This window comes from Rossellomorea aquimaris (assembly GCF_008180865.1).
GTDB lineage: Bacteria > Bacillota > Bacilli > Bacillales > Bacillaceae_B > Rossellomorea > Rossellomorea yichunensis.
In genome coordinates this window covers 562533-574851 of record NZ_VTEX01000002.1, presented here as the reverse complement: position 1 = coordinate 574851, position 12319 = coordinate 562533, and the positions used below count along the sequence as shown (strand labels likewise).

The window sequence follows — 12319 nt, the reverse complement described above, 5'->3', positions numbered from 1 at the left end:
CATGAAACGATTACTCTACTTCCTCCTGACAATCACTTTTCTACTAGTAAGCTTTCTATCTATGAAACAATTCGAATTCCTGCAATTCCAGTCGTTCAATCAACACAATACAAACGACGAAGCTTGGAATGTCATAATCAAAGAGGGTGATCCTCAGAAAGACAAAGATGAAAAATTCCAAATGCTTGAGGAGATTGCACTCAAATCAAAGGTGAACCTGCAAAGAGTTTCGTATGAAAAGAGTGAAAAAAACGAGGATAAAGTAGTATACTACGTCTATCTTTATGATGAAGAGAAATATTTTGAATCCATTCCTTTAACAGAGGGAAATTATTTAACCAAAGGCAGCGGTCCGGATGCATTTCTGTCCACCATACAGACCGGTGATCGAAACCAGATCGGTCAAATGGAAATCTTCCATAGTTTTGATCCGATTGAAATCAGGCCACTGGCAGCTGCTAAGAAAGCCCGGAATCTAACCGGAACTTACACCATCATTGGAGACCAAAAAGCTCAAGAGTTTAAACGAATAGCTGGTAAATACGGATTACCGGTCGAGATCTCCAAAGAACAAACGCAAGGTATTTTCACTGAATACCCTTATCAGAAGATGATGTATATATGCGCTTTGGTTCTTTCCTTATTAATCATGCTTGCTCTGGTCTATGATGTGATAAATCATTTTAAAGCTGTGGCTGTGCGGCTTTTATTCGGAGATAACTTCTTCCATGTCGGAGTGTTCCTGGTAAGGAAATATAGCAAGATCTTTTTAAGTTCATTGGTTTCCTCCATTTTAGGGTTTACATTCTTTTTATATTTTTACAATCAACTTCAACAATTTGTTTCCTTTTTATCTTTCTGGATGGAAAACGTATTAAACATGGTGCTGATCTTGACTTTATTGTTCATTGGGACTTGGATAGGGACAAAATATATTAACATCTCGCACATGATAAAAAATAAAAAGCCAATAAAAATAGTATTCTATATCAATATTTTTGTCAGGTTAGTATTATCTGTCTTTCTTATTTTAGGACTACAGCAAGGATTGAGCACTTTTATCGAGTTGAAAAGTACCAACGCATCACAACAAAAATGGTCTGTACTCAAAGATTACACCTACATGGGGGTTGTGGCGAATCCAGGTACGGAAGTCTTTAACTTTGAACAAGATAGTGAAAAGGGCAGGAACTTTCGTGCACTGTATAAAGAATTAGAGTCTCAGGGAGCTTTTTATATTTCTCCTTCCAATTACTATCTGGACGACTTATCGGATCCCCCGTTAAATCCTAATCCATGGGGTATGGAAGGGAAAAAAGTAGAAATAAACAGAAACTATCTAGATGTTAATCCAATAAAGGATACGAACGGCAATCCTATAACAATCCCTTCCCCGACTAAGAGTGAAATTCAAGTACTTGTGCCCGAAAAATTCAAAACATATCAAAAGGATATTGAACAGTCGATCGAACAAGACTATCAAGGCGTCTATAATCTGATAGATCCCGCACCTGTAGAAGCGAAAATCATCTATGTAAAGAATGAGCAATCCTACTTTACTTATTCTACGCAAATGGCATCCAATCATCATTATGAGATTGATGACCCGATTGCTGTCATCGTAAACGCCGATTTCGATCCAATAATTTTGGCAAATACTGTGGCCCGCGGGTATGGATACTATACGAAAGTCCAGGAACATGATGACCCGTTCAAAGGGACTCAAAACACGTTAAAGAAGTATGAGTTTCATGACATCCTTCAACCAGTATCTGTAGCCTATTCGACTGTAGAGTTAAAAATGGCGAAAATGACAGAGGAGATTCAACTAACATCGATCTATTCTTTACTCCTATTAATCTTGGCTTTTGTTCTGTTGTTTTTTTCTTCTATTTATTATTTAGAAATAAACAAACAGACTCTGGCGATCCAATGGATATTTGGATATTCCTTTTTTGAAAAGCATTATCTAGTCTATTTATCCATACTGGTGTTTTGGAATGTATCTCTTATGATTTCATTCTTTGCCGCTCATACACCTTCATTCATTACAGGAATCGCGTGTTCCCTTGCTTGTATAGATGTAGTGCTGATGACGATCGTAATCATGATAAAAGAAAGGAACGCAGCAAAGGATGTACTGATTGATCAATAACGAGAGAAAGGGAGAGACGAAATGGTTAATAGAAAATCCATGGTATTCATCTTAACGGCAGCTTTTATATTCTTAGCTTCTGGAAGTGTGTACTACTACTTTACAATGGATAAGGAGGAACATACGAGTGTGAAGGAAGGCCTACCTTCTCCGGTACATCAATCGGCCAATTCCACCCCTGTTCCTCCTGAAGAGTCAAGTGATCCTGTGCCTGTTCAGGAGAACAAGTATTATGTCATTTACATTCGTCAAGACAACGGTGCAGGCTCATCCTTCGTACCTGAAACACTTAATCCTGATTTCTCCAACAGCTCTGATTTCAATGTCCGGATTTCGTTCGACGATGACGGAAACATCATAAACGACGGAAAAATAATCGAAATTGATCATTTCGAAATCTCGGACGAAAACAAAGAAACGATAAAAAAGATATCCGGGGAAGACCACTATGATGAAGCATTGAAGGAAATTGAGGAACGAGTGCTGGAAGCGAAGAAGGATCAAGAAGAGAGTAAATCTAGTGAATAAGTGAGAGTTGAGGGAAGCACGGGGACGGTTCTCGTGCTTCTTTTTACATCATTAACAAGAATCAGAACCGTCCCGATAAGGAGTGGTTAGGAGCTACCGGAAGATTACTTTAGGAAGGGGAATTAATAGAGTGGGAGATATGATGATAACTTTACTAATTCTTTTAGGTATCATCCTAATTGTGGAGTTACCCTTACACGTTATGAAGATAAGAAAAACGAAGGTTATTAACTTTTTAACCTATTTAGCTATGGCTTTCATAGCGTTTGGAATAGGAGAGTTCTTTGAGGGTGAGTACTCGGGTTTTACATGGATTCTATCCATTTCATTCATTGGAGTTGCTGTTGTATCTTTGTTTAACAAAGGTGAAGAAGTATGAAATGAATTGACATTTCCTGTTGGGACTTATAAGAGGAAACATTAGCCCTCGCCCTATGCACCTTGTTAGAAAGTGAGTTTGAATGGAATTGGAGAAGTGCTTTGGGAAAGTTAGAGAGGTAAAAGGATGTATTCTATGAAAATGATTCGTTTCTTATGTTTGTTAATGGTGATTTTCTCAAGTCTCGGGATGGCTGGGATGTTCATGGAGGAGCCGATTGTTCCCATTGCGGTTAATTATGGGGCGATATTTCTGCTTTCTCTTGGAATTGTGGTGATGGCGAATAAGAGGAAGGTATAAGGAGAGGAGGGGAAAAGGGATGGTTAACCATAGGGTGTCTGATACTCTTTGTGTTATAGACTTTCGCCCCGAAGACCAGGCACCAACTTTGAAAGAGCTAACTCAAGTGATATTATTTCCTTTGTCTCAAGGAAACGTAAAGGACAGATGCAAGATATAAAATCGCAGCTACCATACCCATCTGATAAGATTGTTCGGGAGTAGAAGATGCTGTACTTACCACTATCACAATGAATAGTCCAAGGATAAACACGAATGCGCCTGATAAGAGTTCTTTAGTCAATTGATATCTCTCCCTTAATAAATGTTTAAGCGGGAGAAGCTTTTTCTACGTTAGTTCCAAAGCCTGCACTCATCTATACTAAATCCAAGAGAAATATCTCTAGATTTCCATTCTAAGTGGCCGTATTCACCAGAAGTATTTGGTGCAGTAACTAAGGCTTGTGAAACCATCTTCTCCATGTACCAATCCCACATCATACCTTACTTCTGTTTCTCCATCAACATTGATTCTGGTAAGACCTGTATGTCTAACTTGTGTTGGACTGTCTGGGAAATGCATGAAAATGTGCAGACGTCTGTTTATCCCTTTTCCTTCCTTACCCTATTGTTCTTCATCCTCAAGGGCAGGTATGATCTGTTCCTCAATTGCATCATCCAGATCTTCTATTTTCACTTCGAGATTGCTGATTAAGTGGTTTTGCTCAGTGAGTAATACGTTTTGCCTGAATACGACGATGGCCATGATGATTAATATGATTAGTAGTAGTGTGGTTTGTATTTTTTGAAACATTTGTTCACCTCTTCATTGTGAATTAGTATCTACAGCTTATCACAATGAACAGGAGGGATTTTATAGTGTAAGAGGTTAATATATCGAAGTTATATAATCCATAGAAAAGGAAAGTTGTAAAAACGTTGCGCAAACGCAACGTTTTTTTCATGAATAATAGACTTGAAGGTCTTTTTCTTATTTTTCAACCTTATTTCCTTCGAAAGAATGGCACTCACGCAACACTTGTTGCTATATTGCAACATTTTGAGATGTGTTTTATAGTTTAAATATTGTAAAACATTAGAATAATCAGTATTTTAGGAACTTTCTAATGTTGGCACACTTCTTGCAATAGAAATAAATGAGTGGATCACTCAGAGGGAGCGAGCACAGTGTTAGTGAAAGATGCGATGACTAGTACTTCTATAAAGTATTTTGAAAACGATTACATTGAAGTTGTTGCAAATCGTTTACTAGAATCTCGAGTGAAGGGCGGGTTGGTTTATAACATTAAGGATGAGTTGGTGGGATGTTTTACAGAGAATGATCTTTTAACTGGCATGCTAAAGAAGAAAAGAGCATTATCTGAAATTCATAAAACGAACTTTCATTTTCTTAAGGAAATGGATGAATTAAAAAATCTGGCCGAGACTGATCACGAAATCTGGCCGGTAACCAATAAGAACGGACAGATTTCCGGATTTTTGACGAAAGATCAGTATTTAGCCACTTTCGCAAGATTTTCTCAACTAGAAGTCAGTCGATGGGACGCGATTTTCAAATCTGCACATAATGGTATTCTCTCGATTGATCTCGAGGGGAAAATCACATCGATCAACCCTCCTGCGGAAAAAATGGCCATGACGTCAAAAGAGAAAGCGATTGGTGAATTTTTGACGGATGTTGTAACACCAAGTGGACTATTAAATGTGATCCGGACTGGTAAAGGTCACACAGAAAAATATCGAGTGGGAAGAAGAATGTATTTAACGCACAGAACACCACTTTATAATGGTGAAATTCTTACAGGGGCAGTAGGCGTCTTTCAGGATATTTCAGAAATAGAATTCGTTTCAAATGAGCTGGAATCCGTCAAGCAGCTTTTAAGAGAGCAGGAAAGTGTCCTAGAAAATTCAACAGATGGAATCTGTATTACAGATGGGGAAGGAACCATTATTAAAAGTAACCAAAGCTTTTGTCATCTTTTTAATCTTGACTCCGACAAAGAAAATAAGACACCTGCCTTTATTAAAGAGATTGTCAGTGAGGTGGTAGCCAAAGGCAAACAGCACAATGTCATGGAAACAAGTATCGGGAACAATAATTCTTTAATCATTTCGGCAAACCCAATTAAAAATAGCAGCAATCAAATGATTGAAAGAATTGTCATTTATGTTAAGGATATGACTGAGTTTGATGCATTAAGGACTGAGCTTGAGAAAACAAAGTCACTGTTAGAGACGTTGCACTTATCTGAGAAAACGGGGTCTTTCATTGCTGAATCATCAGAAATGAAGAGGTTGATCGAAACCGTTGAACAGGTAGCGAAAGTGGATGTCACGGTTCTTTTAACTGGTGAATCTGGTGTAGGAAAAGAAGAAATAGCCAAGTTAATTCAAGAAGCAAGTCCGAGGGTGGAACAGCCATTCATTAAGGTGAATTGTGGTGCAATCCCTGAAACGCTCATGGAATCAGAGCTGTTTGGTTATGAGGGTGGAGCATTTACGGGTGCTTTAAAAAAGGGAAAATCCGGATTGTTTGAACAAGCAAACAATGGAACGATTTTTCTCGATGAGATTGGAGAAATCCCTACCCATCTTCAAGTGAAATTATTGCGGGTCCTTCAGGAGATGGAAATAACCCGGGTGGGTTCGGCGGTCCCCAAAAAGATAGATGTTCGTGTCATTGCTGCTACCAATAAAGATCTGCAAGAACTGGTTCAAGAAGGAAACTTTCGTGAGGACTTATTTTATCGGCTAAATGTAATTCCGATTTCTATTCCTCCTTTAAGAAAGAGAATGGAGGATATACCACTTCTGGTGGATATGTATTCAAGAATGTTTGCTTCTAAATATGATAAGCATCTTAGTTTTTCTAAGAAAGCCATACACGTTCTTAGTAGCTATAAATGGCCGGGAAATGTTAGGGAACTTGTCAATATTGTTGAAAGAATTTATGTAACAGCTACAAACCATGAGGTTAGTGAGCAGGATGTGCTTTCTATGTTCAATAAAATCGATGAGCAAAAAGCGAGTACGAATAAGGCGATCGTTGTAAATGAAATATTGCCACTAAAAGAAGCAATAGAAGAGCTTGAAAGAGAACTGATTTATAAGGCATCTCTAATTGAAAAATCTTATCGGGGCATTGCCCGGGTACTTAAAGTAAACCCCTCCACAATTGTTAGGAAGGTAAAAAAATTAGAAGGGGGACCTTTAAAATCATGAGTACAATACAGTCGATAGTTTCTCCTAATAGTATTGCCATCATAGGGGCTTCAGAAAGGTTTCATCAAAATGCTGGGCGTGTGATGGTCAATCTCCAAAAATCAAATTTCACTGGGGATATCCATTTGGTGAATCCCAATTATGATTCGATTTCAGGAATGGCTTGTTATCCAAGCGTACTTGAGATTAAGGAAGAGATTGATCTGGCATGTATAATCATTCCTTTTATACATACCCCGAAAATTTTAAAAGAATGCGTTGAGAAACAAGTTAAGAATGTAATCATCCTAAGTTCAGGTTTTTCTGAAAGCGGTCCTGATGGAATCATCAGGGAAGAAGAACTTAAAAATATCGTCAAGGGGACAGATACAAGGGTTTATGGACCAAATTCACCTGGTTTTTATCATTTTATTGGGAATTGGGGAATCTCCTTCTCACCTCGATTTGAACCTAAGAATTTTCATAAAGGGTCTGTTGGGTTGATCAGTCATGGCGGAAGTATAGGCAGGGCAGTCCTGGATGCGAATGAGAAAGGTCTCGGCTTTTCCTACTGGCTTTCTCCTGGTAATGAGATGGATATTAACATGAATGACTGCTTTGAGTTTTTGATTCATGATCCTGATACAGAAACGATTCTGTTAATTATTGAATCTATTTCAGAAGAAGAGCGGTTTTTCCGTCTCCTTCATCAAGCTTATCTTCAACGTAAGCCTGTTGTCTTACTCCCGATTGGTCATTCGAAAATTTCAAGAATTGCTGTGAAGCATCACCTTGGTAGAAATAATGATTATGCGATTCCGTGGGATATGGTTAACCATCCAGGGTTAATAAAGGTAGAGAGTATTGATGAGGTGGTCTCGATTTCCTGGCTTTTCGATTCATACAAGAAGGCAAAGGGAGGGAGAACAGTCATTTTTTCATGGGCGGGCGCTACTTCGATTTACTTAGCGGACTTATGCGATAAATATGGCATTGACCTTACGCCTCTATCTGAAGATTTACAGCAACAAATGATTCACATTACCGGAATTGAGAAATCCTTTATGAATCCTTTAGATGTGACCACCATTGTTTATGACGATCTTTCCAAATTGACATCGTGCTTAGAGGTACTTCATGAATCAGGAGATTATGATAATATCATCGTTCCGTTTCCGTTCCAAGTAGACTATCAAAATGAAATATTATCAGGACAAATCCAAAAGTTGATGAGGGAGAGTAATTGTATATTTCTACCTATATTTATGTCACAGGGATACAACGATGAGTTGGCCATAGACACTTTGAAGGAGACAAAGAAACCCTACTTCTTTAATGAAAGCACAGCAATTAAATCATTTTCTGCTTATGTGAACTACTCGGTATCTCAAAAACAAGGGGAGGAACATAATGAAGAAACTATTAAGTCTGGATGATGCACTGCTTCACATTCATAGTGGTGACACATTGTTGGTGGGAGGTTTTGGCCTTTCCGGGACCCCACTGACCCTGATAGATGAACTGGTGAATTCAGATAAAGACAAACTAACCATCATCAGTAATAACCTGGGAGAGGAAGGGAGAGGCCTCGGGAAACTTTTAATTGCCGGAAAGCTCAAAAAGGCAAAAGGATCGTACTTCACGACAAACCGGGACGCAGTCAAAGCCTGGTCTAAGGGTGAATTGGAAATTGAACTCATTCCCCAGGGGACATTAGCGGAAGCGATTCGCTGCGGGGGAGCTGGAATCGGTGGTTTCTATACGAAGACAGGTGTGGGAACGAAACTGGCTGAAGGAAAGGAAGAAAAAGTGATTGATGGTGAACCCTACATTTTTGAAAAAGCAATCAAAGGGGATGTAGCCATTATCAAGGCACTGAAGGCAGATACGCTGGGAAATTTAGTTTATGACAAAACAGCAAGGAATTTCAATCCAGTGATGGCAACGGCTGCGAAGATTGTAATAGCCGAGGTGGATGAAATAGTCGAAGCAGGGTCATTTGCTCCCGAAGAAGTCGTTACACCTCACTTATACGTGGATTATATCATTCAAAACCGCTACGTGAAGGAAGGAGGAAGATACGTTGAGTCATTCTAAAAGAGTCACAATTGCTAAGAGGGTTGCTCAAGAATTAAACGAAGATGAAATTGTAAATTTAGGAGTCGGCATCCCCACACTTATTCCGGATTATCTCGGAGACAAAAAAGTATACCTCCAATCGGAAAATGGACTGCTCGGAATGGGACCTACTCCAACTGGTGAAGACGTGGATATGGATTTGATCAGTGCGAGTAAAAAACCCGTTTCCATGGATATCGGCTCCTCCTTATTTGACAGTTCAGATTCATTCTTGATGATACGCGGGGGACATATCGACACAGCAGTCCTTGGTGCTTTGCAGGTGGACCAAACCGGGGAAGTTGCCAACTGGGCAGTACCAGGCGAAACCATTCTAGGAGTAGGAGGGGCCATGGACTTAGTTGCAGGTGCGAAACGTATGATCATTGCTTCCATGCATTTGTCTAAAGGGGGAAGTTCAAAAATCGTAAAAAAGCTTTCTTTCCCAAGCAGTGGAGTGAGAAAAGCAGACATGATTGTGACGGAGCATGCTGTATTCAAGTTCATTGAGGAGAAAATGTATCTAGTTGAAATCCTTTCCGATGTTTCTGTGGAGAAGTTGCGAGAAATGACTGATGCTCAATTTTATTTATTAGAAAAGATAAAAATACAAACAAATTAAAGGGGATGTAATAATGAAAAAATTTTTAATTGTATTGGCAGCCTTTTTATTAGTGGTATTAGCGGCGTGTTCATCTGATGAAGCAGGAAGCACAAAAAAAGAAAATCCAGAGGGTGCTCCTAAAGACATGGCGTTCGGATCAGCAACGGTCGGCGGGTTCTGGTATACATTGTCTGGTGCTATGGGGGAAAAAATGAGTGAAGTATACCCTGACTCATCTGTAACAGTAGTAGAAGGTGGCTCTGTTTCTAACCTTCTAGGTCTAAGTCAAGGTACTTTCGCTCTTGGATTCAGTAACGGTCAGACGGTTCCAGAGGCTTTAAAGGGAGAGAACGCTTTTAAAGAAAAAGTGGATAATGTCAGCACGGTAGCAACCTTATACCCTAATGTGTTCCATATTGTTGTCCGCGCAGACTCTGATATCAAATCCGTTAAGGACTTAAAAGGGAAAAAAGTGAGCCCTGGAATCAAAGGATATAGCGGTGAGCTTGCTTTCATGGATATCTTAGAGCTTAATGACATGTCTTACGATGATCTTGGTGGAATTGAGTACATTGGTACAGCAGATGGAGCAGACCTTCTTCGTGATGGTCATATCGATGCAATCGTAGGAATGGTTTCCGCGCCTGTTTCCACGTTCCAAGAACTTGATACAACACTTGGAATCCGTCTGATTCCATTGGATGATGAGACGGTTAAAGGGCTTCATGATAAAAATGAGGGATACCTGGAGTATACCGTTGAAGGCGGAACGTATTCAAACGTGAAAGAAGATGTTAACACGGTTGCGGGCTATACCGTCCTGTTAGTTAACGACGATCTAATGGACGAAGAGACAGTTTATAAGCTAACGAAAATGATGGTTGAAGAAAAGGACACGTGGACAACTCTATCCCCCATTATGAAAGACTTTAATGCAGAGTATTCAGTGAAAAACAATGTAGGAAAGCTTCATCCAGGTGCGGAGAAGTATTATAAGGAAGTCGGGGCTCTTGAATAAGCAATGTACCTAATAATATTCATGAAAAGAAGGTGAAAATATGTCTAAACAGATTTCATCACCAGAAAAAGAAGCCTCTAAAATTGTAGCTCAATATGATGAGGACGGCAACCTTAACAGTAAGCTGCGCTCTTTAAAGGGTGCAGCTGCAAGAATCATTACAGTGGTAGCTGTCCTGATGTCATTGTTTCATTTATATACGGCATTCTTTGGAGTATTTGAGTCGATTTTACAGCGGTCTGCCCATCTGGCGTTTGCTTTGATCCTCACATTTGCTATTTATAAGCCATCCAAAAAAGCAGTGAAAAATGAAAGCATTCCATGGTATGACTGGTTGTTTATGATTTTGTCCATTGCCTGCTATTCCTATTATGTGATGAACTCTCAGGTGATTTCTTCACGGATGAGTTATATTGAGCCACTGACCATGCTTGAAGTTACCATTGGTATAGTATCAGGCTTATTGTTAATCGAAGCTACACGACGTGTGATAGGGAATACGCTAGTCCTGATTATTTTCATTTGTTTAGTGTATGGGATTTGGGGACATTTGATCACGGGTGAACTTTCACATCGTGAATTTACCGCCATGTGGATTATTGATCATCTTTTCTATACAGTGACAGGGATTTTTAGTGTCCCTCTTGGTGTATCAGCAACATTTATCTTCCTTTTTATCTTGTTTGGGAAGTTTCTGGAGGTTTCGGGGGCTGGCCAGTTCTTCATTGATTTATCTGTTGCAGGTATGGGGAAATATCGTGGCGGCCCAGCCAAAACGGCCATTGTGGCCAGCTCCATCTTAGGAACTATTTCAGGAAGCGCTGTAGCCAACACGGTGACAACAGGTGCCTTTACAATTCCCTTAATGAAGAAGACAGGATATAGAAGCCATTTTGCAGCTGCAGTGGAATCGGTTTCTTCTACTGGAGGGCAAATCATGCCTCCGATCATGGGAGCCTCAGCTTTCATTATTGCTTCCTATCTAGGAGTGCCTTATATGGATATAGCGGTTGCTGCTATAATCCCCGCGGTCCTCTTTTACTGTTGTTTATATTTCCAGGTCGACTTAAGGGCTAAGCGGCTTGGACTGAATGGTTTAAAGAAAGATGAATTACCAAAGGTTTCAAGCGTTTTAAAGCATGGCTTCATGTTCTTTATCCCCCTTATCGTCATAGTCTTCATGCTGGCATCGGGAGCATCTCCTATGAGGGCAGGTTTATTTTCAATAGGTGTGACGATTTTGGTGGCTGCTTTTAAACGTTCTACAAGACTATCATTCTCGAAAATGTATAAAGCTCTCGATTTAGGGGCAAGGGCTGCCATTGAAACGGCGATTGCTTGCGCAGCGTCAGGTTTTATTATTGGGATCATCGGACTGACTGGAATTGGATTGAAATTCAGTGGAATGATCATTGATATCTCAGGTGGGATTTTGATTGTTACTCTCATTTTCACCATGATCACGAGCATCATCCTCGGGATGGGACTTCCAACGGTTGCGGCTTACATCGTTCAAGTACCTCTGACCATTCCTGCATTGATTGCACTTGGTGTATCACCACTTGCGGCCCATATGTTCGTATTTTATTTTGCCGCTTTATCTGCGATTACACCACCAGTGGCACTGGCGGCATTTGCTGCAGCGGGACTTTCGGGATCGGATCCCATGAAAACCGGGATGACAGCGGTAAGGCTCGGACTTGCAGCATTTATCGTTCCTTATATGTTTGTTTATGGGGAGACATTGCTACTGGTTGGAGATGCTCCGCATATTATTCTATCAGTGGTTACATCCATTATTGGAATCATAGGGGTTGCTTGTGCTGCAGAAGGATGGCTATTAAGAAATGCCCTTTGGTATGAGAGGGTCCTACTATTTATTGGGGCAATCCTCATGATCAATCCGGGGATTGTAACAGATCTAATTGGATTCGCCATTCTGGCACTAGTTTTCTTCTATCAAAAATTCAATCCGAAAAGCACGACTGTTGAACATACAATATCCAGCTAAGGGGG

General features: G+C 39.9%; 12 protein-coding genes. 10 read left to right on the top strand and 2 right to left on the bottom strand.

Annotated elements, in window-relative coordinates; all coding sequences use genetic code 11:
- Position 1 precedes the first annotated feature (1 nt).
- The 4 genes from FZC88_RS10425 to FZC88_RS23985 all read left to right on the top strand — a co-directional run bounded on the left by FZC88_RS10425 (position 2) and on the right by FZC88_RS23985 (position 3362).
- Positions 2 to 2155: a DUF1430 domain-containing protein gene (locus FZC88_RS10425; protein ID WP_148994787.1), complete on the top strand. Its 2154-nt coding sequence runs from the start codon at positions 2 to 4 to the stop codon at positions 2153 to 2155.
- Positions 2156 to 2176: 21 nt separating this feature from the next.
- Positions 2177 to 2683: a hypothetical protein gene (locus FZC88_RS10420; protein ID WP_148994786.1), complete on the top strand. Its 507-nt coding sequence runs from the start codon at positions 2177 to 2179 to the stop codon at positions 2681 to 2683.
- A gap of 130 nt (positions 2684 to 2813) precedes the next feature.
- A complete protein-coding gene (locus FZC88_RS10415; RefSeq protein ID WP_148994785.1) occupies positions 2814 to 3062 on the top strand; it encodes a hypothetical protein in 249 nt (82 codons plus the stop codon).
- A 135-nt stretch (positions 3063 to 3197) separates the two neighbouring features.
- Positions 3198 to 3362, top strand: coding sequence for a hypothetical protein (locus FZC88_RS23985; RefSeq protein WP_187443577.1), 165 nt, complete (start codon positions 3198 to 3200; stop codon positions 3360 to 3362).
- A gap of 112 nt (positions 3363 to 3474) precedes the next feature.
- Here the strand turns inward: FZC88_RS23985 and FZC88_RS23980 are convergent, their stop codons facing one another.
- Positions 3475 to 3645, bottom strand: a complete 171-nt coding sequence (locus FZC88_RS23980; protein WP_187443576.1) for a hypothetical protein — start codon at positions 3643 to 3645, stop codon at positions 3475 to 3477.
- A 321-nt stretch (positions 3646 to 3966) separates the two neighbouring features.
- Entirely contained in the window at positions 3967 to 4155 is a 189-nt protein-coding gene (locus FZC88_RS10410) for a hypothetical protein (RefSeq protein ID WP_148994783.1), read from the bottom strand.
- Between the two features lie 374 nt (positions 4156 to 4529).
- Here FZC88_RS10410 and FZC88_RS10405 point away from each other — a divergent pair, with 374 nt between their 5' ends.
- From FZC88_RS10405 to FZC88_RS10380, 6 genes are read left to right on the top strand one after another with little or no spacing between them, the layout of a single operon-like run.
- On the top strand, positions 4530 to 6584 hold the full coding sequence (locus tag FZC88_RS10405; RefSeq protein WP_187443575.1) for a sigma 54-interacting transcriptional regulator: 2055 nt from the start codon (positions 4530 to 4532) through the stop codon (positions 6582 to 6584).
- Positions 6581 to 7999, top strand: a complete 1419-nt coding sequence (locus FZC88_RS10400; protein WP_148994782.1) for a CoA-binding protein — start codon at positions 6581 to 6583, stop codon at positions 7997 to 7999. The genes FZC88_RS10405 and FZC88_RS10400 overlap by 4 nt, the downstream gene beginning before the upstream one ends.
- Positions 7974 to 8660: a CoA transferase subunit A gene (locus FZC88_RS10395; RefSeq protein WP_148994781.1), complete on the top strand. Its 687-nt coding sequence runs from the start codon at positions 7974 to 7976 to the stop codon at positions 8658 to 8660. Before FZC88_RS10400 ends, FZC88_RS10395 begins: the two co-directional genes overlap by 26 nt.
- On the top strand, positions 8647 to 9303 hold the full coding sequence (locus tag FZC88_RS10390; RefSeq protein ID WP_148994780.1) for a 3-oxoacid CoA-transferase subunit B: 657 nt from the start codon (positions 8647 to 8649) through the stop codon (positions 9301 to 9303). Before FZC88_RS10395 ends, FZC88_RS10390 begins: the two co-directional genes overlap by 14 nt.
- Positions 9304 to 9316: 13 nt before the next feature.
- Positions 9317 to 10303: a TAXI family TRAP transporter solute-binding subunit gene (locus FZC88_RS10385; RefSeq protein ID WP_148994779.1), complete on the top strand. Its 987-nt coding sequence runs from the start codon at positions 9317 to 9319 to the stop codon at positions 10301 to 10303.
- A gap of 40 nt (positions 10304 to 10343) precedes the next feature.
- Complete coding sequence (locus FZC88_RS10380; RefSeq protein ID WP_148994778.1) at positions 10344 to 12314, top strand: TRAP transporter permease; 1971 nt, start codon at positions 10344 to 10346, stop codon at positions 12312 to 12314.
- Positions 12315 to 12319: the final 5 nt, after the last annotated feature.